Raw genomic sequence first — 25,252 nt, forward strand, 5'->3', positions numbered from 1 at the left:
CGCCTCCCCACCTGGCGCACCACGAACGTCAAGGGCCACCAGGGGCCCATCGCGCACACCATGAGCACACGCCCGTCATGACGAGGAGAGCACGAGGATGAAGCCTGTCACCTACCTGCACCGGGTGCGCCGCGACCTGCTGGCCCGCAAGGACCGAGGGGCCTCGGCCCTGGAGTGGGCGCTCATCGCCGCCGTCGTCGTCGTCGCGGCAGCCCTGATCGGCGCCGCCGTCTACAACGTCATCGAGACCCGGGCCGCACAGGTGCAGCAGTGCGGGACGGTCGGCCCCGGCGGCACCTGCTGACGTGCCCGGCCCGGTGACGGGTCGTCGGCGCCTCGCGGGCCCACGGCCGCGGAACGCCCGGGAGCGGGGCAGCGCCGCCCTCGAGCTGGCCATCGTCGCGCCGGCCCTGCTGGCCCTCATCTTCTTCAGCCTGCAGGCGGCCTTCTTCTTCTACGGGCGGGCCGCCGCGACCCAGGCGGCCCGCGAGGGCGTCTCCCAGCTACGGCTCGCGGAGGACCAGGAGACGTATGCCCTGCTCCGGGGCCCGGCCCTGGAGCGCACCGAACGCTTCGCGGCCAACGTGGGCGGCGCCGGGCTGGTGGACCCGACGGCCGACAGCAGCTACCTGGAGGAGGGCGACGGGAGCGCCCGGGTCAGCGTGACCGTCACGGGCCGGGTCATCACCCTGGTGCCCGGCCTCGACCTCACCGCCAGCGCCGAGGCCTCCGGCACCGTCGAACGGTTCCTGGAGCCAGCCGGTCCCTAGCGCCGTCCCACCCCCGTCGGACGCGGACGGCATACCCGTGCACGACCCCCGACGACACGTCCACGACACGTCCACCCACCGGTCCGTCCGCCCAGCCGACCACCCAGCCGACCACCGTCACCGCACCGAGAGGAGCCCGTATGGCCACCCGCCCCACCGGCCGGCACCGGCGTCCCCGGCGTGCTGGGCGTGCCTGGGGCCCAGGAAGGCCAGGGCGGGGCGGCGAGCGGGGTTCGATCGCGCTGGAGATGGCCTTCGCCGCGCCGATCGTGCTCCTGCTCCTGGCCCTGGCGTGGACCTACGGCCGCGTGGCCTGGGCGAACGGCCACCTCGAGGCCGGTGCTCGCGACGCGGCACGGGTGGCGACCCAGTCCCGCTCGGCCGAGGAGGCCCGCGCCAACGCGCTCGCCGTGGTGCAGGAGAACACTGCCGCGGTCGCCGGCTGCGGGGAGAGCGCGGCCGTCCTGCTGACCGGCAGCTTCGAGCCGGGCAGCACGTTGACCGTGCGGGCGAGCTGCAGCTACAGCCTGTCCGACATCGGGCTGCCCGGGGCGCCGGGCACGATGACCCCGACCGCGACCTTCTCCTCGGTCATCGACCAGCGGCGGGGGATCGCTCCATGAGGGTGGCAGGGAGTGAGCGGGGCTCGATCCTGCCCGTCGTGCCGATCATGGCGCTGGTGATGCTCATGCTGGCCGGGCTGGTGATCGACGCCTCGCGACAGCTCAACGCCCGCGGCCAGGCCGTCGCCTACGCCGAGGAGGCGGCCCGCGCCGGGGCGCAGGCGATCCAGCCCGAGGTGCCGCTGAGGCTGGATCCCGCCGAGGTCGGCGACCTCGTCGCGGAGTACTGCTCCACGGTCCTCGGGCAGCAGCACGTGACCGCCTGCGAGCTGGTCCGGCTCGACCCGGCCCCGGACGGCCCGCCCCGGCCCCTGGTCGTGGTCGTCCGGGTGCAGACCCAGATCCCCACCACCTTGCTGGGGATGGTGGGCGTCCGGTCCTTGTCCGCGTCCGGCGAGGGCCGGGCCCAGCCTGTCGAAGGAGTGCTCGATGTCCCTGAGCCCACGCCGGAGCCGTAGCCGGCCCAGCCGAGCGGCGCGCCCCGCCGGTCTGTCCGTGCTGCCCCTCGTCCTCCCCCTGGTCCTGGCCCTCGGCGCCTGCGCCGGGGACGACGGCGGCACCGACGCCACCGCAGCGGTCACCCCCGGCGCGCTCGCCGGCAGCACGACGAACCCCTCCCCGACGCCCACGCCGAGCCAGCCCACCGACGTCGACGCGTCAGCACGGCCGACGACCGCCACGGGCCAGGCAGAGACGGGCCAGGCAGGGACGGGCCAGGCAGGGACGGGCGAGGTGGTGACCGACAGCCCGGAGGACGAGGAGCCCGAGGTCTGGGCCACCTTCACCGCCGAGCCGGGGCAGGCGCCGGGCGACGTCTCCGAGGCGTTCTCCGACGACCCCCGGCTGCAGGCCGTGCTCCGCTTCAACGCGGAGTTCGCGCGCGCGGTCACGGACGACGACCCCCGGCGCGCGGAGTGGCTGGCCACCCTCGACCCGGAGAGCTACGAGGCGCTCATGGACTACCTCGGGGAGGAGTTCGGCAAGGACTACCCCGGTCCGCTGCCCTTCACGCCCCTCGACGTGGGTCCCGGTGACGAGGACGGCACCGCCAGCGTCCAGGGCTGCATCATCTCCGCCGGCTTCGCGCTGGGCGACGAAGGCTTCACCGATGCCACCGTCACCTCCATCGAGTACGCTCTCGTCGAGGACCCGGCGGAGCCGGACGCATGGCTGGTCCAGGCGATGTGGGCCGGGGCATACGACTGCTCGACGACCGATGTGCCAGCCCGCCTCTGGTGACCTGGGGAGGACCGCCATGACAGCCGCCACCGACACCGACACCGCCACGACAAGTGCCGTGACCCCCACGCCGAGAGCCCGCGCCCTGCGCCGAGGGCTGGCGGGTCTGGCCGCAGCCGGGCTCGGTCTCAGCCTGCTCGCCGCACCAGCGGTCGCGCTCGGGGAGCCCCCGGTCAAGCCCGGTGACGGCGGCGGCAGCTGGAACAACGGCAAGAAGGTCCGCATCAAGACCTACCAGACCGGTGACGGCGCCTGCTCGCTCATCGCCTCGCCCAGCTCCATCGGCGGTGTCTGCGTGCGTGCGAACGCCTTCAGCGGGGTCACCATCGAGGAGATCCTCGGAGGCGACCCGCTCCCCGAGTGCTGGGACGAGCCGCTGAACGAGGAGGAGCTGGAGGCGGCCAACCTCATCAACAGCGAGGACGCCGCCTGGTACTGGCACCGCTGCCTGCAGGGGATCGACCCCGAGACGCTCGAGATCGAGCCCGAGGGCATCCACCTGGCGGTCGGGATCTGGCCCTTCGAGCACGGTGACCCCGACCTGGTCTTCCTCACCGAGAACCAGCAGCGGTTCATGGACCGTTTCGTCAACCGGGGCAATGTGCCCCTCCCCGTGCTCATGGCCTCGCCCAACCCCCTGCCGTTCGTCAACGACGACATCGCCTTCTACAACTTCGGCGACGACGAGATGCGGGTCAGTCTCGCCGCTCCGGGCGTGGAGATGCGGGCCCAGATCACCGAGATGCTCGTCTACCCCGAGGGCCGGGAGGGCGAGTCCATCACCTGTCCCGGCTCCGGCACGCAGGCCGACGCCGACGACACCCCGCAGAGCCTGCCCGACGCGTGCTGGTACGCCTACGAGCAGTCGAGCCTGAACCAGCCGGGCGACTTCTTCGAGGCCGAGATCCACGTCAAGTGGCAGGTCGACGCCCGGATCAACGGCCGCTGGGAGCAGTTCCACGAGTTCACCAAGTCAGGTACGGCGCAGATCCCGGTCAACGAGGTCCAGGCGCTGGTGCGGCCTTGAGCCGGCCGAGGCAACAGCGGGGAGAGCCCATGAGCACCACCACACCTCGACGCCCGGACCGTGGCGCAGGGACCGACAAGGGCGGCACGGGCAGCGCATACCGTCCCCGGACGGCCGCCGACCACCTGCCCCGCCCGCCACGCCAGGAGCGTTCGGTCGGCGCAGGGGTCCTGTCCCTGCTCGGCATCCTGCTGCTCGTGGTCGGTGTGCCCGCCGCGCTCGTCCTCCTCGTCGGCAACCCGCTGCCGACCTCGGCCCCCAGCACGAGCTGGCTCACCGCACCGGTCACCTCCGACGCGCTCATCAGCATCGTCGCCGTCCTGGTCTGGCTGGTCTGGGCGCACTTCGTCGTCTGCCTGGTCGCGGAGTGGCGGGCCGCCCGGGCCGGTCGACTGCCCCACCTGGTGCCGGCCGGCGGTGGCTCGCAGCTGCTGGCCCGCCGTCTGGTGGCCGGTGTGCTGCTGCTCGCCGGCACCGCGACGGCCACCGGCACCCTGCCCGGCCAGCAGGAGCCGACGGCCGTCGTGACCACCGACGCCGGCGTAAGCGCCGCAGGCGCCTCGGGCGCGCTGACGAACCTGCAGGGGGCCGAGGGAGTGCGGTCGGCGGTGCAGCGGGCGGGTGAGGCGACCGGCCAGGTGGCGCAGGACGCGGTCGACCTGGCCGCCGGTCCGCGCGCGGAGGCCCAGGTGACCAAGTTCTACGAGGTCAAGCCGCCCGAGGGCCGCAACTACGACACCCTCTGGGACATCTCGGAGCGGACGCTCGGCGACCCGTTCCGCTACAAGGAGATCTACGAGCTCAACAAGGAGCGCGTCCAGCCCGACGGGCGCCGCCTGGTCGACGCCGACCTCATCCAGCCCGGGTGGCAGCTGGTCATGCCAGCCGACGCCTCGGGCCCGGCGATCACCGCGGTGCGCGCCCACCTGCCCTTCACCAGCACGCCGCTCGAGGCCGACACCGCCGCGGTGGTGGAGGCGGGCACGGACGCCGGCGAGACCGGGCTCGACCTGGGCAGCGCCGGCCTGGCTGACGCGGCCGGCACGGCGCTGGACGGCGCGGGCGAGGCAGCCGCCGGCAGCGGGCACGACGATGCAGGTATGCCGAGCGCGCAGGTCACCCAGCCCGCCCGCAGCCGCGTCGACCTCGGCGACCTCACCCTGGGCGGCGGCATGATCCTGGCGGGTCTGGCGCTGGCCCTCTCCACGCGCCGTGGGCCCTACGGCGACCCCTCGGCGCAGGAGGAGTCCCTGCTCCTGGCCGGGACCCCCGGCCGCGCACAGCTGCTCGACCTCGCCCTGCGGGCGCTGACCGAGGGCCGCGCCCACCAGCAGCTGCCGCTGCCGGACCCGACCGCGGTCTACGTCAACGACGAGCAGGTCCTGGTGCACCTCGCCGGCTCCGGTCACCCCGCACCGCCTGCCCCCTGGCGGGAGGTCGAGGACGGCCGCGTCTGGTCGGTCCGTCGGGACGACCTGGCCGGCCTGCAGCCCACGGCGTCGGCGCCCTGGCCGGCCCTGGTCAACATCGCCGTCTCCCACGGCTTCGACCTGCTCGTCGACCTGGAGGCTGCGCCCGGGCTGGTCAGCATCGGCGGTGACGTCGGCGTGGCTCGCGAGGTCGCCTTCGCCTCCGTCGTCGACCTGCTGACCCACCCCTGGTCCGACGGGGTCCAGGTCACCCTCGTCGGCTTCGCGGGGGCCGACGCCCTCGCCGACCTGGCACCCGGCCGGGTCCACGTCGCGACCTCGCTCGAGGACGTGCTCGACCGGCTCCAGGCCGGGGTCGCGGAGCGCGAGGAGCTCACCCGGCGGCTGGGCGTGGACGGCGTGCTCGCCGGGCGCCTCGCCGGCGCCGGCGCGGACCTGCCGCCCCACGTGGTCGTGCTGTCCGGTCAGCCCGGTGCCGAGGAGGCGCAGCGCCTGACCCAGCTGCTCACCCAGGGCCGCAACAGCCTGGCCGCGCTGTGCGTCGGCCAGACCCTGGCCGCGCGCTGGCGGTTCACCGTCGACGGCGGCGGGCTGCTCGACCTCGGCGCCCTCGGCCTCAGCGGCAACGCCCGTCGGCTGCGCCACGAGAACCTGTCCTCGGTGGCGCACTGGCTGCGCGACGCGGGCGAGGCCGCCACGCAGGCCACCGCGACCGTCGCCGCGATGGGTCCGCAGGAGGCCGTGGCGACCCTGCCCGAGCAGGGCGTCCGGCACGTCCGGAGTGCGGGCTCGATGCACGACCGGTCCAGGGCGCTGGCGCACGTCCGCCTGCTCGGCCCGGTCCAGGTGCAGGCTCCGCACCAGGTCGACCCGGGCCGGGAGGCGCTGCTCACCGAGCTCGTCTGCCTGGTCGCGCTGCACCCCCACGGCGTGCACGAGTCGGTGCTGAGGGTCTCCCTGTGGCCACGGGGGGTCGAGGACGACGTGGTCGAGGCCACGCTCGCCGCGGCCGTCCGCTGGCTCGGCACCGACCCCCAGGGCACGCCGCTGCTCGGGCGGGACGACGAGGGTCGCTGGCGCCTGTCCCCGGCGGTCCACGTGGACTGGCTGGAGCTCGCCTCGGTTGCCCAGCAGCACGCCGACGACCCGCAACGGCTCAGCGGGGTGCTCGCGCAGGCCCGCGGCGAGATGTTCTCCGCCACCCCGGCCGACCGCTACCGCTGGCTGGCCTTCCACGCCGCGGCCCGGGACGGGCGCGTGGTCGCGACGGCCGTCACCCGGCGGGCCGCGGCGGCGCAGGCTGCCGCCGGCGACGACAGCGGTGCCGAGCGCACCCTGCGTTGCGGGCTGACCCTCGTCCCCCGCTCGCAGGCGCTGTGGCGCGACCTGCTCCGCCTGCTGGGTGGCCACGACCCCGACACCGCCTCCCGGGTGGCGCAGGAGATGACCACGGTGCTGGCCGGCGACGGGCTGGAGCCGGAGACCGCCGCCCTGGTGGGCCACCTGGCGCCGACCACCCGCGAGTCGGGATGACCGGGTGCGGCTGCTGATCACGGCGGTCGCCAGCCCCGTCCAGGGACAACGGGCACCGGCGGCCCCCCACGACCTGGTCGTCGACACCGAGGCCGACGCCACTGTCGGTGACCTGGCGCTGGCGCTGGCCCGGCGCCTCCAGACGCCCCTGGCCGAGAGCCGGCACGGTCGCGGCGGTCACCTCCGGCTGGTCGCGGCCGGCTCCGCCGGTGAGGGGCACGGCGGTGAGGCCGGACCGGTGGCGCCGGTCCACGGCACCGTCGACACCTCCGCCCCCGAGCTCTACCTGGGCCGGCAGCGGCTGGACCCGGGCCAGCCCCTGGCCCAAAGCCCGGTCCGGCACGGGAGCATCGTCGGCCTGGACGCGCCCGTGTCCGACGTGCTCGCCGAGCCGTCCGGGCTGGTCGAGGTGCGGATCGCCTCGGGCCCGGGTGCCGGGCTGGTCACCCGGCTCGAGGTCGGCGACCACCCGGTCGGTGCCGACCCGCAGGCGGCGATCACCCTGCCGGAGGGGCACGGCATACCCGACCTGTGCCTGACCGTGCGGGTGCAGTGGGACGGGTCGGTGGAGCTGGTGCCCGAGCCGGACCTGGTGGGCACCCTGCAGGAGCCGGTGCAGCGTAGCCGCCCGCTCGCCGGACCGATCGTCCTCGACGTGGACGGGGAGATCAGGCAGCGCAAGGCGGGGGAGAGCACCTATGCCGAGCTGCCGCCGGGCACCCGGGTGCTCAGCCCGGAGGACCCGGTGCCGATGCTGCACCTGGAGCGGGAGGAGGTCACCGACGGGCAGACCTGGGAGCCCGGCCAGTCGTTGGCGGTCGGACCCTGCCTGCTGGAGCTGACCATCCCCACCGCTCCGGACGCCTCGCTGTCGCCGAGCCCGCAGGGGGCGACGCTGGACTACAACCGGCCGCCGCGGCTGCTGCCGGCGCCGCGGGAGACCGAGTTCACCCTGCCCACGGAGCCCAAGCGCTCGGTCTCCCAGATGATCCCGTGGCCGATGATGCTGCTGCCCGCGGTGGCCGGTGTCGCGCTGTACATGATCTACCAGCGCCCCGCCGCGCTCATCTTCATCGTGCTCACCCCGCTGATGGCGCTGAGCAACTGGATCATGGGCCGCACCGGTGACCGCAAACGCTACAAGGCCGACTTCGCCGAGTTCACCCGCCGTACCCGCAAGGTGCAGCAGGCGGCGCTGGAGGGGCTCACCGACGAGCGCACCGCGCGACGCCGCGACTTCGCCGACCCCGGGGAGGTCCTGATGACCGCCATCGGCCCCCGCGCCCGGCTGTGGGAGCGCCGGCGCACCGACCCCGACTGGCTGGTCGCCCGGTTCGGGACGGCCGACCAGCTCTCCAGCGTGCAGATCAAGGTGAGCAGCCGCGAGGAGCACGAGGGTGACCTGGTGTGGACGGCTCCCGACGTGCCGGTCACCGTGCGGCTGCACGAGTCGGGGGTCACCGGTGTCGCCGGGCCGGCGCGTCGTGCGGTCGCCCGGTGGGTGCTCGCCCAGCTCGCCGTCCTGCACTCGCCCGTCGACCTCGACATGACGCTGCTGACCACCGAGGACGGCGAGGAGGACTGGCACTGGGCGCGCTGGCTGCCGCACCTGCGCTCCGACGACGGCGACCTGGAGCTGGCTCAGGTCGGGGTGGACGACCAGACGACCGCGAGGCGGATCGGCGAGCTCGTCGCCGTCCTGGAGGCACGGCTCGCGGAGGCCGGCGGGTCCGGCGGGCTGAGCTCGGCCAACCGCCCCAGCTTCCCCCCGATGATGGTGGTCCTGGACGGGTCCCGGAGGTTGCGGCTGCTGCCCGGCATGGTGGCGCTGCTGCAGCAGGGACCCTCGGTCGGCATGACCTTCTTGTGCCTCGACGACGACGTGCGGCTGCTGCCGGAGGAGTGCCGCGCCGTGGTGCAGGCCGACGAGCCGCTGATGAGCGTCCGGTTCACCCAGCGCACGGTCGTCGAGGCCGTCCGGCCCGACCTGGTCACCCCGGCCTGGGCCGAGCGGGTCGCCCGCGCCGTCGCCCCCGTCCGCGACGTCTCGGCCGCAGAGGCGGCCGCCAGCATCCCCTCCTCGAGCCGGCTGCTGGACGTGCTGCGCCTGGACCCGCCCACCGGGGCGGCGGTCGAGCAGCGCTGGCAGCAGGTCGGGCGCACCACCGAGGCGGTCGTCGGCGAGGGCGTCGAGGGCAGCTTCAGCATCGACCTCGTCAAGGACGGCCCGCACGGGCTGGTGGCCGGCACCACGGGCTCGGGCAAGTCCGAGCTGCTGCAGACCGTCATCGCCTCCCTGGCGGTGCACAACCGGCCGGACGAGATGACCTTCGTGCTCGTCGACTACAAGGGCGGGGCGGCGTTCAAGGACTGCAACCGGCTGCCGCATACCGTGGGCATGGTCACCGACCTCGACGGCCACCTGACCGGGCGGGCGCTGGAGTCGCTCGGGGCCGAGCTGCGCCGCCGCGAGCACCAGCTGGCCGACGCGGACGCCAAGGACATCGAGGACTACCTGGCCACCCGGGGACCGGACGACCCACCGATGCCGCGGCTGCTCATCGTCATCGACGAGTTCGCCGCGCTGGTTGCCGAGCTGCCCGACTTCGTCACCGGGCTGGTGGACATCGCCCGGCGGGGTCGCTCGCTCGGGGTCCACCTCATCCTGGCGACCCAGCGCCCGGCCGGGGTGGTCAGCGCGGAGATCAAGTCCAACACCAACCTGCGGATCGCCCTGCGGGTCACTGACACCAACGACTCCCAGGACGTCATCGAGGCCCCCGACGCCGCGCACATCGCCAAGTCCACCCCCGGCCGCGCCTATGCCCGGCTCGGGCACAGCAGCCTGATCCCCTTCCAGTCCTCCCGGGTGGGTGGCCGCCCCCGCGGCCAGGGCCGGACGGCGGACGTGGAGCTGCGGGGTATGCCGTTCCGCGAGCTGGGGGTAGCACCACCGCGCTCCGCCGCCGGGGAGGAGGACGCCAGCATCCCCAGCGACCTGGCGACGGTCGTGGCGGCCTGCCAGGAGGCCAGCGCGTCCTCCGGCATCCAGACCCCGCCCAGCCCGTGGCTGCCCGCGCTGGAGGAGGTCGTCACCCTCGACCAGGTGCTGGAGCAGTTCCCGCACGGCACCCCGGCCCAGGACCGGCTGGTCCTGCCGCTGGGTCTGGTCGACCTGCCGGCGCAGCAGCGCCATGACGTGGCGACCTACGACCTGCGCGCCGGGGGTCACCTGGCGGTCGTCGGCGCGGCCCGGACCGGCCGGTCCACCCTGCTGCGGGCGATCGCCGGAGCGGTCGCGCGGGACGTCTCCCCGGCCGACGTGCACGTCTACGGCGTGGACTGCGGCAACAACGCGCTGCTGCCGCTGGTGGCGCTGCCGCACGTCGGTGCGGTCGTCAGCCGCGACCAGACCGACCGGATGGACCGCCTCGTGAGCCGGCTGCGCGGCGTGATCAGCCAGCGTCAGCAGCACCTCGCCGAGGCCGGCTTCGCCGACATCACCGAGCAGCGCGCCGCGGTCGACCCGGACCGCCGGCTGCCCTACGTGCTGATCCTCTTCGACCGGTGGGAGGGCTTCTACCAGGCCTACGACGCCCTCGACGGCGGCCGCCTGGTGACCGCCTTCCAGCAGATCCTGCAGGAGGGCGGCGCGGTCGGCGTACGGGTGGTGATGACCGGCGACCGGTCCCTCTCGCTGGGCCGGATGTCCACGCTGCTGGACGACAAGATCATGCTGCGGATGACGGACCGGTCCGACTTCGCCTCGATCGGGATGAGCAGCAAGCAGGTGCCGGACTCGATGCCCGAGGGCCGGGGCTTCCGCGCCGAGGGACTGCGCGAGACCCAGGTGGCGCTGCTCGACGCCGACCCCTCGGGCACCGCGCAGGTGCGGGCCCTGCAGGAGCTGGCCCGGCGGTCCACCGCCCGGTATGCCGAGCTGCCCCGGTCCCGCCGGCCCTTCCACGTCGACGTGCTGCCGGTCCGCTTCGACGCCGAGCAGGCGGAGCGGATGGCGGCCGAGGAGAGCGAGCAGGGGCTCGCCGTGCCGGAGACCTCCCTGCCGGTCGCGGTCGGTGGCGACACTCTCGGCATCCGCTACCTCGACGCCATCGACCACGGGCCGGGCCTGCTCGTCACCGGCTCCCGCCGCACCGGCCGTTCCTCGACCCTGCTGCAGCTGGTCCACGCCGCCCTGGCCCGGGACTGGCCGGTCGCCGTGGTCACCCCCCGGACCAGCCCGCTGCGCGCGCTGGCGGGACGGCCCGGGGTGCACGGCCCGTGGGACCTGACCAGCGACCAGGGCGAGGTCACCGCCCGGCTGGCCGAGCTGGCGGCCGCGGACGGACCGCTGCTCGTCGCGGTCGACGACCTGGAGCTGGTCGGTGCCGACGGGTGGCTGGCCGACGCCCTCGTCAAGACCCTCGAGACGATGCGGGACGCGCCCAAGCTGCTCGTCGGTGCGGGCTCGCCGGGTGACCTTCAGTCCCACTACCGGGGCCCGGCGGCCACCCTGAAGAAGTCAGGCAGCGGCGTCCTGCTCAGCCCGCAGAGCAGCTCCGACGCCGACCTGTTCGGCGCCCGGCTCAACCGGTCGGCCTACGGCCAGGCCGTCCCGCCGGGCGGGGGATACCTGGTCACCGGGGGTCAGGCCGAGCGCGTGCAGGTGATCTGGGCGGGGTGAGCGGACCGCCTCGGGAACCCTGCCACGGCAGGATCGTGCCAATCACCTCCGTTGTCTCCATCATGCCTCACCAACGGTAGACAGCACCCCCGAACCCTGCATACGGTGAGCCGTGGATCGCCCCGCCGAGGGGAATGTTGGGGGGTGCGGTCTGGACCGATCAAACCCTCGGACAAAGGAGACAACCATGGGTGGTGCAGTTGGTGGCGAGCTCGGGACACTCGATCGCCTCTTCCGGACCTTGCAGAACTCTGCGGAGGACATCCAGCGCGTGGCCGGTGACATCGACGGCGCCCTGCGGGACGCCGTCTGGACCGGTGCGAACTCGGAGAAGTTCCGTGGCGCCTGGGAGGAGTTCAAGCCGACCCTGACCCCGCGTCTGGTCGACGCCCTGACCGAGGCCAAGGAGGACGTGCGCATCCAGCACAACAACCTGGCCGAGGCCACCGGTGAGGGCGCCCGCATCTGAGCGGACCTCTCCCGACCGGAAGGCCGGGTCGCGCACTGGCGCGGCCCGGCCTTTCGCATGCCGTAGCGCGGTCGAGGGTGGTGAGCTGCCAGGTCGACGCACCTCGGTGGCGTCGGGCACCGGATCGCGGTGATGATCGACTTCTCTGCGTGTCTGTATCGAAATTCCTAGAGAACTCCATACAGTCCCATCGTGGACCCGATCAGGAACCCTTATGCCCCCGGCGCCGGCCAGCGCCCACCCGAGCTCGCCGGTCGCGACGAGCAGCTGGACCGCTTCCGGGTCGTCCTGGAGCGGATCCGCCGCGGGCGGCCGGAACGCTCCATGGTGCTGACCGGGCTGCGGGGGGTCGGCAAGACGGTGCTGCTCAACGCCCTGCGGTCCGCGGCCGTGCGCTCGCGGTGGGGGACCGGGAAGTACGAGGCGCGCCCCGAGCAGGGCATGCGCCGGCCGATGGCGGCCGCGCTGCACGTGGCGGTGCGCGAGCTCGGGCACCCGCAGGGGCAGGAGGTCGACCACGTGCTGGGGGTGATCAAGGCGTTCGCGCAGAAGGACCAGCCGGGGGCCAAGCTGCGCGACCGGTGGAACCCCGGCATCGACGCCCCCGCCATCACCGGCCGGGCCGACTCCGGCGACATCGAGATCGACCTCGTCGAGCTGTTCACCGACGTCGGCGGGTTGGCCGCCGACGTCGGCAAGGGGGTCGCGATCTTCATCGACGAGATGCAGGACCTGCAGCCGGACGACGTCTCGGCCCTGTGCGCCGCCTGCCACGAGCTGTCGCAGACCGCACTGCCGGTGATCGTGGTCGGCGCCGGCCTGCCCCACCTGCCGGCGGTGCTCTCGGCGAGCAAGTCCTACTCCGAGCGGCTCTTCCGCTACAACCGGATCGACCGCCTCTCCCGGCAGGAGGCCGCCCGCGCCCTGCAGCTGCCCGCCGAGGACGAGGACGCCTCCTGGTCCCAGGACGCTCTGGACGCGATGTATGCCGCGACCGGCGGCTACCCGTACTTCATCCAGGCCTACGGCAAGGAGGTCTGGGACCAGGCGCCCCAGTCACCGATCCAGGTGGAGGACGTCCGGGTCGCCTCCCCGGCCGCAGAGGCCGAGCTGGCCGTCGGCTTCTTCGGCTCCCGCTACGAGCGGGCGACTCCCGGTGAGCGGGAGTACCTGCGGGCGATGGCGGACCTGGCCGCCGCGCAGCAGGCCGCTGGGGAGGAGCTGGACGAGGTCGAGTCGGTCGCGACCGCCGACATCGCCGCCCACCTGGAGCGCAAGCCCCAGTCGCTCTCACCGGCCCGCGACGCCCTGCTGAAGAAGGGCCTGATCTACTCCGGCGAGCGGGGCCGGATCGCGTTCACCGTGCCGCACTTCGGGCGCTACCTGCGGGCGCAGACCTGACCGACGTGACGGCAGGTCAGCGATGACCGGTTCTGAGACCTGACTGGCGAGCCTGAGACACGTGAGACAGCACACAGGTCGCAGCAGCGTGCGCGCCACGCTCCATGGGGCAGACGCGGGTGAGTGGTGGAGGACCGGGCGGACGGTTGTGGCGATGTGCTCGTAGCGGTTTGATGGTCCAGGCGTGCGACACGCCGCAGGCCTCATCGGCACAGGCGCAGACACGCCGATGGCAGGGATGCCCAAGCGGAACACGTCTCAGCAGCAAGCTCCAGCAGTGGGCCGTGTCTCAAGGGCGATCCCGGCCGACAGTCCACCACGGGACTCAGGCGGTCGCCGACCTGTCCGGCTCGACCCCCGCGTCCGGACCGGGTGCGTCCGGCAGCTCGCTGGCGCGCACCAGCCGCAACGCCGTGACGAAGACCAGGCCGCCCAGCATGTTGAGCGGCACGACATACCAGAACCAGCCCAGCCAGTCGGCATAGGAGACGATGCCCTCGGCGTGGATCGCCCCGTAGATGAGGATCGAGTCCAGGACGGAGTGGAACAGGCTCAGCCCGGCCAGCAGGAAGCCGGCGGAGAACGCGGCGACCACCTTCACCCCGTCGGAGTCGGTCCCCGCCTGCATCCGCGTCAGGACGGTGATGACGATGCCGCCCAGCAGCGACAGCGCAACCGACCTGAGGTCCAGCGGCGCATCGACGTAGTGCCGTGCCGTCTCGGTCAGGACCTCCCCGAACTCGGGGAAGCCCTGCACGACGAGCCACATGAACACCCACCCGCCGGCGAGGTTCGTCACGAGCGTGACCATCCAGAGCCGCAGCAGCTGAAGGAGCGTTCCTCGGCCGGCGGACAGCGCCAGGATCGGCAGCAGGAAACCCTCGGTGAACAGCTCGCTGTGCGCCAGGTACAGCGCCACGAGACCGATGCCGAAGGCCAGTCCCGCCAGGAGGTGGCTGTCCGTCTCGTGCAGCACCGCGAGGTAGGCCAGGACTCCCAGCCCGATCTCCATGCCGCCGAAGAGACCTGTGGTGATCAGGACCCGCCAGCTGCGGTGCAGCCGCTCGGCTCCCTTGTCCGCCCCTCCCCGGAACGACTCGACGACCTCCTCCTCGACCCGGTCGGCGGTCGGGTCGACGCCCCCTTCCGAGTCCTGGGCGACCATGTCGTCGGTATGCCGTGCGGGCTCCTGGCCCATGGTTCCTCCTGAGTGCGGGTGCCTCATGCTAGGGCGACGGGCTGGTCCTCACGGGACCGAGCTGCGCACCGCGACACTGAGCGCGTCGACCAGCAGGCAGCCCGACGACCGGAACAACCGAGGGCCGCTTCTCCTTACTTTCAGAGGGCGGGCCCGTCCGGGCTGCCGTCCCCCCAAGCCAAGGAAGGACTTCATGTCTGCACCGTCGACCACCACCGTCCGTATCGGGAACTCCGAGCTGGGCATCTACCCGCTGGGCCTCGGCACCAACACCTTCAACGACCCGGCCGCCCCGCAGGAGTACCACGCCATCCTCGACGGCTTCGTCGAGCGGGGCGGGACCTTCTTCGACACGGCCGACATGTACTCCTACTGGGTGCCCGGCAACGCCGGCGGGGAGTCCGAGACGGTGATCGGCCAGTGGCTCGCCGCGCGCGGCAACCGCGACGAGGTCGTCGTCGCGACCAAGGTCTCCGGCAAGCCTGATCTCCTCGGCCTCACCCCGGAGACGATCGCCCGCGGTGCGGAGGAGTCGCTGCGTCGCCTGCAGACGGACTACATCGACCTGTACTACGCCCACTACCAGGACGACGAGACGCCGATCGTGGACAGTGCGGCCGCCTTCGACAAGCTCGTGACCGAGGGCAAGGTGCGCGCCGTGGCGCTGTCCAACTTCTCCCCGCAGGCCATCGACGAGTGGTTCCGCGTCGCCGAGGAGAACGGCTTCGCCAGGCCCGTCGCGCTCCAGCCGCGGTACTCGCTCGTCGCCCGCGAGTACGAGAAGGACCTGGCCGCCGCGGCCGGACGGCACGGCATGGCCGTCTTCCCCTACCAGGTGCTGGCCGGGGGATTCCTCACCGGCAAGTACCGGACCGAGGCCGACACCGAGGGCAAGGCACGAGGCGGAGCGGTCAAGGGCTACCTCACGCCGGCCGGACTGGGGGTGCTGGACGCGCTGGACGAGGTCGCCTCGGCGCACGGCACCGACCCCGCCTCGGTGGCACTCTCCTGGGCCATGGCGGACGGCAAGATCACCGCACCGCTCGCGGCCGCGACGTCACTGGCTCAGCTCGACCAGCTCTTCGCGGCCTCCGCGCTGCAGCTGACCGACGAACAGGTGGCACGACTCGACGAGGCCTCCGCCAGCTTCGCCTGAGCATCCCCCCGCGAGGTGCACGTGGGCGGCCCGCCGGTCAGCGTGACTCCGGGCCGCCCCGCGGGTCGGCGATGTGCGCCAGGAAGAGGGGCCAACCGGTCAGGTCGTCGCTGACGCGGACGAGGTAGGGCCGGTCGACAGTGAGGACGAACGGGGGATCGGGCTCGGCGGAGCCGGCCAGGCCCATCTCGGTGACGGCGGCGGCCAGCGTGCCCTCCTCGTCGAGCGTCAGCACACCCTGTTGTGCCAGCTGGCTGACGGACAGCGGCTCGTCACTGATGCCGCCAAGACCACCCTTCAGCGCTGCGGGGGCACGGTCGGCGAGGAAGGGCGCCAGGTCCAGGCTGGACCTGGCGTCGACGACCGGCATCTGCAGCAGGACGGGCCGGGTCTCCCCGGTGAGGAGCAGCTCCTCCAGGACCTCCGGCGGCAACGTCGTTGCTGAGCTGCCCACCGGCGGGAGGATGACGTCGGCCACCAACCGGCCTCCGGTGTAGGGCAGCCGCACCGCCTGCCAGCCCTCCACCTCTGCGTAGAGGGTCTCCCGGGGCGCCGCGGTCGCCATCATGTCCACCTCGACCTGCTCACCCGAGGCCGTCGTGAACGGGCGCGGCCGGGTCAGGTCGGCGAGGAAGGGCTGCTCCCACCGGGCGGCGAGCACGACGGCGTCCTGCAGGGCGAGCCGCAGCTCAGGACCCGGGGTGATCGCGGAGTGCGGGACCAGCCCGCCGGTGTGCTCCTCGACCCAGGCGTCCAGGACCTGCTGGGCGCCGTCACCCCCGAGGTCGGTGGTCTCGGCCGGGGCGTCGTAGGAGCGGGCCAGGACGTCGACGAAGTCCTGCTGCACGGTCAGCGAGTCGTCCAGGAGCAGCCGGCTCGCGCGGTGCACCACCGGGTCGTCGGGCAGCTCGTCCGCACCGGCGACCGCGGGGTCCCCGTCCAGGTCAGACAGCGCGCTGCTGAGGGCGTTGATCCCGTCGGTGCGCTCCTGCCCGCTCGCCCCGATCAACACCTCCAGCTCGGCCAGCGTCTCCCCGTCGGCGCCTTCGGCAGCCATCGACAGGGTCACCTGCAGGCTCGCCGGTGAGGTCACGGTCGTCACGTCGTCAGCCGCGTCCAGCAGGGTGAGGCCGAGGGAGTCGGCGGCGGTGACCAGGTCGGCAAGCGCCACGGCTTCGGCGGGGTCGACACGGTCCCGCGCCTCGGCACTGTCCAGCTGCACCGGTGCCGGGACGGCATGATCGCCGCAGGCGGTCACCGGCAGGGCCAGACCCAGAGCCACCAGGACCGTCCGCCCAGCGGAGGTCACCGCATACCGTCCCATGGACGTCAGACTCTGCCGCACCCTGCCCCGTTCCGTTCTTCGACGACCCGTCCGCTCCCACCTGCCGGCTGGGAGCCGCGCTGGCACACTCGGTGTGGGGCAACCGGCTCCACACGGCACGAGGAGAAGGGCGGACAGCGATGGGCCTGCGCAAGGGCGACCAGGTGACCTGGAACACGCCGCAGGGCACGACCGAGGGCACGATCGTGGAGCGGCGCACCTCCGACTTCGAGTTCAAGGGCCAGACGTTCACCGCGAGCCAGGATGACCCCGCCTTCATCGTCGAGTCCTCCTCCAGCCTCAAGCAGGCGGCCCACAAGGGGTCGGCGCTCACCAGGAAGGACTGAACGCGATGGCGATACCGCCCAAGGGTGTGCAGGAGGCGGCCCAGCGCGCGGTGCGCTGGATCGAGGAGGGCCGGGCGGGGCAGGGGTTCACCGACACGGGCCGCGACCGCGCCCACCAGCTGGCGGAGGGCCAGGACGTGAGCGACGACGACCTGCGCCGGATGAAGGCCTACTTCGCCCGGCACGCGGTCGACCGCGACGCCGAGGGGTTCGCCCATGGGTCGGCAGGCTTCCCCTCGCCCGGCAGAGTGGCCTGGGACGCCTGGGGAGGCGATCCCGGCCGACGGTGGGCCGAGCGCGAGGCCGACTGAGCCAGGGCTTCCGGGGGCGAGCAGTGTCTCGGTGACACCGGGGCTCGCAGGTCGACGGAAGCAGATCTCCCCGGGGACCCCTGGGGTCGCCCACGCGTGGCCGACCCTTGGTCAGGCCGAGGACAGGTCGGGCACGTCCCACCACCCCGGCTCAGCAGTCAGCTCGAAGGTGCGTCTGCGTGCGCACCGGAAGAGGTCATCGTCGCAGCCGATCCAGTCGACCAGGTGCACGGCGTGCCGGACGGAGGCTCTTCTGGCCCGCTCGAAGGTGGCCAGGAAACCCGGTGGCGGGGGCCCGTCCGTGACCGGCTCGTCGCAGAGCACCACGGCGGCAGCATGCGTCTCGCCGCCTCGTCCGATCGTCTCGAAGTGCTCCAGGCAGGCCTCGAGCGCCCAGTCGACCGAGTCCGTGCGGCGGGCATGGAGGACGGCCAGGCCTCGACCACGATCAGGTCGCCGTCCCGCGCCCGGTGGCTCTGCTTGCTCGTGCGTCTCATGACGACACGCTACGGCGGGTGTCGTCGCAGCACGGAGGTTTTCCACAGGCCCTGCCCTCCGTCGGGGGCGTGAGTGCGGACCGTCTCGGGCGGTGTGCGCGACCCGCCGTACCTAGGGTGGTGCCGTGCCCACCTCCCCACCCTCGGTGCTGTGGCTCCGACGCGATCTGCGCCAGGGGGACCACCCGGCGCTCCTCGCGGCCCAGGAGGCGGCCGGGCCCGGTGGTGAGCTCGTGCCGCTCTTCGTCCTCGACCCGGCGCTGTGGGAGGGCGGCGGCCCGGTCCGCCGGGCCTGGTTGGCCGCCTCGCTCCGGACCCTCGACGAGGATCTCGCCGGCGGGCTGGTGCTGCGCCTGGGTGATCCCGCCGAGGTGGTCCCGCAGGTGGTCCGTGAGGTCGAAGCCACGGGCGTGCACCTGTCGCGGGAGACCACCGGGTATGGCGTGCGTCGGGACACGCGCGTCCGCGCCGCGCTCCGAAGCGTCGAGGGTCAGAACGGCGTCGCCTGGGTCGAGACCGGCACGCCCTACGCGGTCGGCCCCGGGCTGGTGCGGACCCAGCAGGGGGAGCCCTACAAGGTCTTCACGCCCTTCGCCCGCGCCTGGCGCGAGCACGGCTGGCCCGCGGCGGCCCCCCGCCCCGACCGGCTGGACCTGGTCGACCTGCCCTCCGACGGCCGGGCGGAGCAACTGCTCGACGAGGCGCTCACCGCCGACGGCCTGCCGCAGCTCCCGCCCGCCGGCGAGGCGGCCGCGCTACGGCGGTGGCGCGAGTTCCGCGAGCACGACCTTGCCGCATACCGGCAGGAGCGGGACCGCCCGGCGGTCGACGGGACCAGCCGCCTCTCGGCCTACCTGAAGATCGGCGCGCTCCACCCGCGCACGCTCCTCGCCGACCTCGCCGAGGAGTCGGGGGAGGGAGCGGAGACGTTCGTGACCGAGCTGGCCTGGCGGGAGTTCTACGCGGACGTCCTGCACGAGCGGCCGGCCAGTGCCTGGCGCGACCTGCGGCCCGCACTCGCCGGGCTGCGCTACGACGAGCCGGAGGACGCGGTCCTCGCGTGGCAGCAGGGGCGGACCGGCTATCCGATGGTCGACGCCGGGATGCGCCAGCTGCTCGCGGTCGGCTGGATGCACAACCGGGTGCGGATGATCACCGCGAGCTTCCTCACCAAGGACCTGCACGTGTGGTGGCCGGTCGGTGCGCGCTGGTTCCTGGAGTGGCTGGTCGACGGCGACCTGGCGTCCAACAACCACGGCTGGCAGTGGGTGGCCGGCACGGGGACCGACGCCGCGCCCTACTTCCGGGTCTTCAACCCGGTCACCCAGGGGGAGAAGTTCGACCCCGACGGGGACTACGTGCGCCGCTGGATCCCCGAGCTGCGGCACCTGCCGGGTGCGGCCGCCCACCGGCCGTGGGACCACGCGGACGGCTACGCCCACGACTACCCGCGCCGGATCGTCGACCACGCCGAGGAGCGGCGGGAGGCGCTGGCACGCTACGAGGCCGCCCGGTGAGCGCACCGGACGGCCTCGTCGCTGGGGCCGGAGGGGTGGCTCAGGGCGTCGGGGAGCCTCCGTTGACGTTCAGCGTCTCGCCCAGGACGTAGCTGGACTCCGGCGAGGCCAGGAAGACGTAGGCCGGCGCCAGCTCCGTGGGCTGCCCGGCCCGGCCGAGGGGCACGCTCTGCCCGAACTCGGGCAGGTCCTCCGACGGCTGGCCGTGCGAGGGCTGGATCGGTGTCCAGATCGGCCCGGGGGCCACGGCGTTGACCCGGATCCCCTTGGGTGCCAGCTCCTGCGCGAGCCCCTTGGTGAAGTTGTTGATCGCCGCCTTCGTGGCCGCGTAGTCCAGCAGCGGCGGGGAGGGCTGGTAGGCCTGGATCGAGGTGGTGTTGATGATCGCCGACCCGGCCTGCAGGTGCTTGAGCGCCTCCCGGGTCAGGGTGAACATGGCGACGATGTTGATCTGGAAGGTCTGCTGGATCTGCTCGTCCGGCGTCTCCTCCAGGCTCTCGTTGGCCACCTGCTTGCCGGCGTTGTTCACCAGGATGTCGAGCCCGCCCAGCTCCGCGGCGGCGCGGCGGACGACGTCCCGGCACTGCTCGGGGTCGATGAGGTCGCCCGGCACCTTGACCGCCCGGCGACCCGTCTCGGTGATGATCCGCACCACCTCGTCGGCGTCCACCTCCTCCTCGGGCAGGTAGTGCACCGCCACGTCGGCGCCCTCACGCGCGAACGCGACGGCCACCGCGGCGCCGATGCCCGAGTCGCCACCTGTCACGAGCGCCTTGCGGCCCTCCAGGCGGCCGGTGCCGCGGTAGGAGAACTCGCCGATGTCCGGCTGCGGCGTCATCTCCGCCTGCAGCCCCGGCTCCTCCTGAGTCTGCTCCGGCGGGCTGATCACCGGGTAGCGCTTGACGGGATCCTGGAAGACGAGCTGGTCGGTCCGGGTGGTGTCGGTGTCCTGAGTGTCCTCAGCAGCCATGGTGTCTCCTTCTCTCTAGGGGTATGCCGTCCGGTCAGGGCAGGTCGACGACCGTGGAGGATCCCTCGTCCTTCTTGTTCCGACCGGTGAGCGCCCTGACGGTGCTGACCGCGGTGCCGACCAGCGACTCCCCGCCCCAGTAGTGCGCGGTGTCTCCAGAGACCTTGAGCACGACGTTGTCCGGGTTGTCCGGACCGCCCTCCATGAAGGCCTCGGCGCCCTTGGACCACAGCCGTTCGACCAGGTCAGGGTCCTCGACCAGCGTGGCGGTGCCGGTCAGCGACACCCACGCCTTCATCGAGGAGTAGGCGACGTTCACCCGCGGGTCGGCGCGGACGTCCGCGGCGACGGAGCTGCTGCTGCGGACCAGGAAGAGCACGTCGCCGTCGTCCTCGGCGACCTGCGTGGACAGGGGGCGGCTCACGAGCCGCCGGTCCGGGGAGCCGGAGTCGACGGTGGTCAGCATGGCGACGTCCATGTCGGAGATGAGCGAGTGCACCTTCTCCACGTCGGCGGGGTCATCGCTCACCCGCACGCTGTCGTCCGCGCTGCGGTCCTGGTGCTCGGTCATGGGTCCTCCTGCGTCGGGATGGTGTCCTCTCGCGACGCTAGTCGCGGATCGCCGGGTCGGCAGGTCGGAGCGGCGTGCCGGGGGCCCGCTCCCACGTGGCGACCGGACCGTCCACCACGGTGAACAGGGGGTGCGCCCGCAGCTCCAGCTTCAGCTGCACAGCGTGGTCCGCCGGGCTGCGCACGGCGAGCTTGTCGAGCAGGTGGGTGCGCTCCAGCTCGAGCTGGCCGGTGGCGACCGTGAGCCGCCCGGCCCACCGCTGCACGTCGTCCAGCCGCGCCGGGTCGAAGCGGTAGCCGCGCACCGTCGCCTCCTGCCGCACCACGTCCAGGTATGCCGCCAGCGCGCCTCGGGGAGAGGGACACTCCCGGAAGCGCTCGAGCTGGGGGTGGTGGCGGTATCCGCGGGTCCGGCCGGCGAGCACCGCCTGGGCGAGCAGGGCCTCCCGCCACAGGGCGACCAGGCCCGGCCGGTCCAGGTGTGCTGGGTGCAGGCTCCACAGGCGCATCGTCCGATCAGACACGGTTCCTCCCGCGTACGCCAGTCGGCGGCGGCGGATACCGGGTCGTAGGCTGCCCCGGGCGGCCGTCCGGCCGCCGAGACGACGACGGAGGGAGAGCCATGTCGAGCCCGACGGTCAAGGGTTCAGGACGTTCATGGGAGCTGGTGCAGGGGCTGCTCATCGCGCTGGCCGCGGTGCTGGCCGGCGTCGCCCTGGTGATGGGCGACATCACCGTTCCGCAGAGCGCCGTGGGTGGTGGGGCGCTCGTGCTCGCCGGGATCTGCTGGGCCGCGGCGGCCGTGCTCAAGGCCCGGTCAGGGCGGTAGACGAGGTAGGAGCCTGGTCATCCGCCCGTTGTGACGGGCGGGACCGACAGTGAGCTGTGCCCTCAGAGCGAACGGGCGACGAGCTCCTTCATGATCTCGTTGGTGCCGCCGTAGATGCGCTGCACGCGGGCGGAGGTGAACATCCGCGCGATCGGGAGCTCCGCCATGTAGCCGTAGCCGCCGAAGACCTGCAGGCAGCGGTCCACGACGCGGCCCTGCACGTCCGAGCACCAGAACTTGGCCAGCGAGGCGCCGGCGGCGTCCAGCGTTCCCTGGAGGTGCTGCTCGATGCAGGAGTCCACCAGGGTCCGTGCGGCCAGCGCGTCGGCCGCGCACTCGGCGAGCACGAACCTGGTGTTCTGGAAGGCCATCAGGGTGCTGCCGAACGCCTCACGCTCCTTGGCGTAGGCGGTCGCCAGCCGCACCGCGGCCTCCGCCGCCGCGGCCGAGACGACGGCGATGACCAGCCGCTCCTGAGGCAGCTGCGCCATCAGCTGGGCGAACCCCCTGCCCTCCTGGTCCGCTCCGCCGAGGATGTGCTCCACGGGCACCCGCACGTCGGTGAAGGACAGCTCGCGGGTGTCCTGCCCGTGCTGGCCGATCTTCTCCAGCACCCTTCCGCGCGCGAAGCCGGGCAGGTCATCCGTCTCGACGACGAGCAGGCTCAGGCCGCGCCCGTCCTCGTGCTCGCCGGTGCGCGCGGCCAGCACGACGAGGTCGCAGTGGGTGCCGTTGGAGATGAAGGTCTTCGAGCCGTTGACGACCAGGTCGTCGCCATCCCGGACGGCGCGGGTGCGGAGGCGTTGCAGGTCCGAGCCGGTGCCGGGCTCGGTCATCGCGATCGCGCCCACGAGGTCGCCGCTGGCCAGCCGGGGCAGCCACCTGCGCTTCTGCTCCTCGGTCCCGTACGCCAGCAGGTAGTGCGCGACCATCACGCTGTGCACCGCGTTGCCCCACGCGTCCTCGCCGGCGAGTGCCTGCTCGCGCAGCACGACGGCCTCGTGGGCGAAGGTGCCGCCCCCGCCGCCGTACTCCTGGGGGATGCTCAGGCACAGCAGGCCCGCGGCTCCTGCGGCCGTCCAGACCTCCCGGTCCACCTGCTGCTGCCGCGCGAACCGCTCCTGGTGGGGGAGCAGCTCGCGCTCGATGAAGGTCCGCGCCAGCCGGGCGAGGTCGTCGAGCTCCTCGTCCATCCAGGGCGAGCGGAATCCGTCCAGGATCATGCGGGTCCCTCCTCGGGGGCTGTCGAGCGAGATCGGCGGGCAGGGGTATGCCGTGCCGCCCGCCCGCGCACCGCCGCGATCGGCAGGTCCTCCCGGCGGGCGAGCGCCTCCCAGTGCTCGGAAGGCTCTGTCGCGAAGCGCTCGGCGAGCTCCTCGCGGCTGGCGCCGACCGTCTCGGCGAGCCGCCGGGCGAAGTGCGGTTCCAGCGCGGCCACGGCGACGTGACCGTCCGCCGTCGGGTAGACGGCATAGGAGGGGAGGGCGCCGCCGAGCGGCCCACCGGGGGCCGTCAACCCGTACCGGACACCGTCGGCCGCGGACCGGGCCACGTCCTCGAGGACGACCCGCTGCCGCACCGGCCCACCGTGCAGGTCGCGCTGCCGCAGGCCGGCGAGGGCGGCGCTGACGGCGCGCTCGCCGCCCAGCAGGTCGGCGACGAGGACCGGGGGCAGCTGCGGGGGCTGCAGGGTCCCGGCGGAGGCCTGGTAGGTCAGGTCGTGCCCCGCCTCGTCCGCACGGTCTCCGTCGTGGCCCACGATCTCCACGTGCAACAGGCCGTGCTCGTCCACGTCGCGGTCCAGCCCGAGGCGGGCCAGTGCCGAGGGTCGCATCGCGGTGATGAGCACGTCGACCGTGGCCAGCAGCCGGGACAGCTCCGCGCGGTCGCGCTGGTCCTTGAGGTCGAGGGCGAGCACCTGCTGGCCGCGCGCCAGCTCGGCATACCAGCCCGGCGCATACTGCTCCAGCGGGTCCCCGCTGGGCGCCTCGACCTTCGTGACCTCGGCACCCAGCTGCGCCAGGCGTGCCGCCGCGAGCGGGCCGGGCAGGTTCGGGGCGAGGGAGGCGACGCGGACACCGTGCAGCGGCTGCATTCGGCTCAGGCGTCCTGGGTCGCGCGGGCACGGGTGGTGGGGGTGATCCACATGGTGATGTCCGCGCGCACCACGCCCTGGCCTTCCGGGTCGGTGATGTCGACCGCCACGAGGACCTCGCGCGCCTCGTGGTCGCCGAGCCCGGTGAGGTCCTCGAGCGTCGCGACCGCGGTGAGCCGGCCGCGCGCCTTGGCCAGGTAGGACACCTGCATGCCCTTGGGGATCCACCGGTGCGACTCGGGCAGCGACATCTCGATCGTCGTCCCGGCCACCAGCTCTGCCAGGTTGCACATCGCGATGGCGTGCACCGTCCCGAGGTGGTTGCGGACGCCCCAGCGGTCGGCCATGGTCGCCACCCCGCGCCCCCGCTCGAGGCTGACGACCGTGGCACGGATGGTGCGGAAGTACGGCGCGGTCAGCGCCACCGCCGCGCTGAACAGGTGCCGCCCGAGCGGCTTGTCGGCGAGTGCGGCATATACCTGCCGCAGCGGAGAGCGGGCCATCGTCGGACCTCCCGGGTATGCGGTGTCCGCAGAGTCTGCCACGTCCGGCGCTGCCGCAGGGACCACGGAATGCGGAGTAGTCCTACGTCACCGTGGCCGAGCTCAGCGGCCGCCGTCGCCAACACCTGTGCAAGGAAACCGGTCTGCCGCAGACGATATATCCCCTGCGCCGGAGACGTTTCCTTGCACAGAGCGCCCCGCTCCGCAGCGCGGCACCAGGCGCCCGCCCTGACAGCGCGGCAGCACGTGCCCCCGCAGCGTGGCACCAGGCGCCCGCCCCGTGGCCCGGCAGCGACTCGGGTCCCGAGGACGCTCAGCTCAGGCGCCGTCCTCGACCCGGTCGACGTAGACCCAACGCCCGGCCCTGCGGGCGAACCGGCTGCGCTCGTGCAGCACGCCGCGGCGGCCGTCCAGCCGGTAGCGGGCCCTGAACTCGACCTCGCCCTCCGCGTCGTCCCGGCCGCCTGCGCGCGCATCGACGATCACGAGCCCGTCCCAGGTGATACCGGCGTCGGCGCCGACGTCGGCCGGGCGGGTGCGCGGGTGCCAGGTCCGCACCAGGTGGTCGAAGTCGCGCACCACGTAAGCGGCGTAGCGCGAGCGCATCAGCTCCTTCGCGGTCTCCGCGAGCCGCTCTTGCTGGTGCAGGGGGCCGCAGCACTCGGCATACGCTCTCTCGCTGCCGCACGGGCAGGGTCCGCCGGCGACCACCTGACCCAGGGCTCCGACCATGGAGCCACGGTAGCCCGACGGTCGGAA

Annotated in this window: 25 protein-coding genes; 15 read left to right on the top strand and 10 right to left on the bottom strand. The window is 73.2% G+C overall.

Annotated elements, in window-relative coordinates:
- Positions 1–97 precede the first annotated feature (97 nt).
- The 10 genes from ESZ52_RS00765 (at position 98) to ESZ52_RS00810 (ending at position 13,176) form a co-directional block, all read left to right on the top strand.
- Positions 98–304 (top strand): hypothetical protein, encoded by a 207-nt coding sequence (locus ESZ52_RS00765; RefSeq protein WP_131103252.1) that lies wholly within the window; start codon positions 98–100, stop codon positions 302–304.
- Between the two features lie 13 nt (positions 305–317).
- Positions 318–770, top strand: coding sequence for a TadE/TadG family type IV pilus assembly protein (locus tag ESZ52_RS00770; protein ID WP_181010056.1), 453 nt, complete (start codon positions 318–320; stop codon positions 768–770).
- 140 nt (positions 771–910) lie between these two features.
- Entirely contained in the window at positions 911–1,393 is a 483-nt protein-coding gene (locus ESZ52_RS00775; RefSeq protein ID WP_131103254.1) for a TadE family protein, read from the top strand.
- Positions 1,390–1,851 carry a Tad domain-containing protein gene (locus ESZ52_RS00780; protein WP_131103255.1) on the top strand — a complete coding sequence of 154 codons (462 nt, stop codon included), beginning with the start codon at positions 1,390–1,392 and terminating at the stop codon, positions 1,849–1,851. The genes ESZ52_RS00775 and ESZ52_RS00780 overlap by 4 nt, the downstream gene beginning before the upstream one ends.
- The gene (locus ESZ52_RS00785) at positions 1,823–2,632 is read left to right on the top strand and encodes a hypothetical protein (protein ID WP_131103256.1); all 810 of its coding nucleotides are present in this window, start codon (positions 1,823–1,825) and stop codon (positions 2,630–2,632) included. The genes ESZ52_RS00780 and ESZ52_RS00785 overlap by 29 nt, the downstream gene beginning before the upstream one ends.
- A gap of 16 nt (positions 2,633–2,648) precedes the next feature.
- Positions 2,649–3,659, top strand: a complete 1,011-nt coding sequence (locus tag ESZ52_RS00790) for a hypothetical protein (RefSeq protein WP_131103257.1) — start codon at positions 2,649–2,651, stop codon at positions 3,657–3,659.
- Positions 3,660–3,688: 29 nt separating this feature from the next.
- Positions 3,689–6,622: a LysM peptidoglycan-binding domain-containing protein gene (locus tag ESZ52_RS00795; protein WP_131103258.1), complete on the top strand. Its 2,934-nt coding sequence runs from the start codon at positions 3,689–3,691 to the stop codon at positions 6,620–6,622.
- A 4-nt stretch (positions 6,623–6,626) separates the two neighbouring features.
- Positions 6,627–11,306: an FtsK/SpoIIIE domain-containing protein gene (locus ESZ52_RS00800; protein WP_131103259.1), complete on the top strand. Its 4,680-nt coding sequence runs from the start codon at positions 6,627–6,629 to the stop codon at positions 11,304–11,306.
- A gap of 187 nt (positions 11,307–11,493) precedes the next feature.
- Positions 11,494–11,775: a WXG100 family type VII secretion target gene (locus tag ESZ52_RS00805; protein WP_131103260.1), complete on the top strand. Its 282-nt coding sequence runs from the start codon at positions 11,494–11,496 to the stop codon at positions 11,773–11,775.
- A 192-nt stretch (positions 11,776–11,967) separates the two neighbouring features.
- Positions 11,968–13,176, top strand: a complete 1,209-nt coding sequence (locus ESZ52_RS00810) for an ATP-binding protein (protein ID WP_131103261.1) — start codon at positions 11,968–11,970, stop codon at positions 13,174–13,176.
- 325 nt (positions 13,177–13,501) lie between these two features.
- Here ESZ52_RS00810 and ESZ52_RS00815 read toward each other — a convergent pair whose 3' ends face one another.
- Positions 13,502–14,374, bottom strand: a complete 873-nt coding sequence (locus ESZ52_RS00815; protein ID WP_238154666.1) for a formate/nitrite transporter family protein — start codon at positions 14,372–14,374, stop codon at positions 13,502–13,504.
- Positions 14,375–14,567: 193 nt separating this feature from the next.
- Here ESZ52_RS00815 and ESZ52_RS00820 point away from each other — a divergent pair, with 193 nt between their 5' ends.
- Positions 14,568–15,530, top strand: coding sequence for an aldo/keto reductase (locus ESZ52_RS00820; RefSeq protein ID WP_131103262.1), 963 nt, complete (start codon positions 14,568–14,570; stop codon positions 15,528–15,530).
- A 37-nt stretch (positions 15,531–15,567) separates the two neighbouring features.
- Here the strand turns inward: ESZ52_RS00820 and ESZ52_RS00825 are convergent, their stop codons facing one another.
- Positions 15,568–16,854, bottom strand: a complete 1,287-nt coding sequence (locus ESZ52_RS00825) for a serpin family protein (protein ID WP_202865391.1) — start codon at positions 16,852–16,854, stop codon at positions 15,568–15,570.
- A gap of 140 nt (positions 16,855–16,994) precedes the next feature.
- Between ESZ52_RS00825 and ESZ52_RS00830 the strand changes: the two genes are divergently transcribed.
- Together ESZ52_RS00830 and ESZ52_RS00835 are read left to right on the top strand one after the other, a co-directional pair.
- Positions 16,995–17,201, top strand: a complete 207-nt coding sequence (locus tag ESZ52_RS00830; protein ID WP_131103263.1) for a hypervirulence associated TUDOR domain-containing protein — start codon at positions 16,995–16,997, stop codon at positions 17,199–17,201.
- Between the two features lie 5 nt (positions 17,202–17,206).
- Positions 17,207–17,512 carry a hypothetical protein gene (locus tag ESZ52_RS00835; RefSeq protein WP_131103264.1) on the top strand — a complete coding sequence of 102 codons (306 nt, stop codon included), beginning with the start codon at positions 17,207–17,209 and terminating at the stop codon, positions 17,510–17,512.
- Positions 17,513–17,623: 111 nt separating this feature from the next.
- On the opposite strand, the gene ESZ52_RS00840 is transcribed toward ESZ52_RS00835, so the two are convergent.
- A complete protein-coding gene (locus tag ESZ52_RS00840; RefSeq protein WP_131103265.1) occupies positions 17,624–17,839 on the bottom strand; it encodes a hypothetical protein in 216 nt (71 codons plus the stop codon).
- A gap of 295 nt (positions 17,840–18,134) precedes the next feature.
- On the opposite strand from ESZ52_RS00840, the gene ESZ52_RS00845 reads away from it, so the two are divergent.
- Positions 18,135–19,526, top strand: a complete 1,392-nt coding sequence (locus tag ESZ52_RS00845; RefSeq protein WP_131103266.1) for a cryptochrome/photolyase family protein — start codon at positions 18,135–18,137, stop codon at positions 19,524–19,526.
- Positions 19,527–19,566: 40 nt separating this feature from the next.
- On the opposite strand, the gene ESZ52_RS00850 is transcribed toward ESZ52_RS00845, so the two are convergent.
- From ESZ52_RS00850 to ESZ52_RS00860, 3 genes are read right to left on the bottom strand one after another with little or no spacing between them, the layout of a single operon-like run.
- On the bottom strand, positions 19,567–20,496 hold the full coding sequence (locus ESZ52_RS00850) for a glucose 1-dehydrogenase (RefSeq protein ID WP_131103267.1): 930 nt from the start codon (positions 20,494–20,496) through the stop codon (positions 19,567–19,569).
- Between the two features lie 34 nt (positions 20,497–20,530).
- A complete protein-coding gene (locus ESZ52_RS00855; protein WP_131103268.1) occupies positions 20,531–21,067 on the bottom strand; it encodes a pyridoxamine 5'-phosphate oxidase family protein in 537 nt (178 codons plus the stop codon).
- A 37-nt stretch (positions 21,068–21,104) separates the two neighbouring features.
- A complete protein-coding gene (locus ESZ52_RS00860) occupies positions 21,105–21,575 on the bottom strand; it encodes a pyrimidine dimer DNA glycosylase/endonuclease V (protein ID WP_131106343.1) in 471 nt (156 codons plus the stop codon).
- Positions 21,576–21,688: 113 nt separating this feature from the next.
- Here ESZ52_RS00860 and ESZ52_RS00865 point away from each other — a divergent pair, with 113 nt between their 5' ends.
- On the top strand, positions 21,689–21,895 hold the full coding sequence (locus ESZ52_RS00865) for a hypothetical protein (protein ID WP_131103269.1): 207 nt from the start codon (positions 21,689–21,691) through the stop codon (positions 21,893–21,895).
- A 62-nt stretch (positions 21,896–21,957) separates the two neighbouring features.
- Here the strand turns inward: ESZ52_RS00865 and ESZ52_RS00870 are convergent, their stop codons facing one another.
- The 4 genes from ESZ52_RS00870 to ESZ52_RS00885 all read right to left on the bottom strand — a co-directional run bounded on the left by ESZ52_RS00870 (position 21,958) and on the right by ESZ52_RS00885 (position 25,225).
- Positions 21,958–23,118 (bottom strand): acyl-CoA dehydrogenase family protein, encoded by a 1,161-nt coding sequence (locus ESZ52_RS00870; protein ID WP_131103270.1) that lies wholly within the window; start codon positions 23,116–23,118, stop codon positions 21,958–21,960.
- On the bottom strand, positions 23,115–23,990 hold the full coding sequence (locus ESZ52_RS00875; protein ID WP_131103271.1) for a CoA transferase: 876 nt from the start codon (positions 23,988–23,990) through the stop codon (positions 23,115–23,117). The genes ESZ52_RS00870 and ESZ52_RS00875 overlap by 4 nt, the downstream gene beginning before the upstream one ends.
- A gap of 5 nt (positions 23,991–23,995) precedes the next feature.
- A complete protein-coding gene (locus ESZ52_RS00880; protein ID WP_131103272.1) occupies positions 23,996–24,493 on the bottom strand; it encodes a hotdog fold domain-containing protein in 498 nt (165 codons plus the stop codon).
- A 318-nt stretch (positions 24,494–24,811) separates the two neighbouring features.
- The gene (locus tag ESZ52_RS00885) at positions 24,812–25,225 is read right to left on the bottom strand and encodes a YchJ family protein (protein WP_131103273.1); all 414 of its coding nucleotides are present in this window, start codon (positions 25,223–25,225) and stop codon (positions 24,812–24,814) included.
- Positions 25,226–25,252 lie beyond the last annotated feature (27 nt).

This window comes from Ornithinimicrobium sufpigmenti, from assembly GCF_004322775.1.
GTDB lineage: Bacteria > Actinomycetota > Actinomycetes > Actinomycetales > Dermatophilaceae > Ornithinicoccus > Ornithinicoccus sufpigmenti.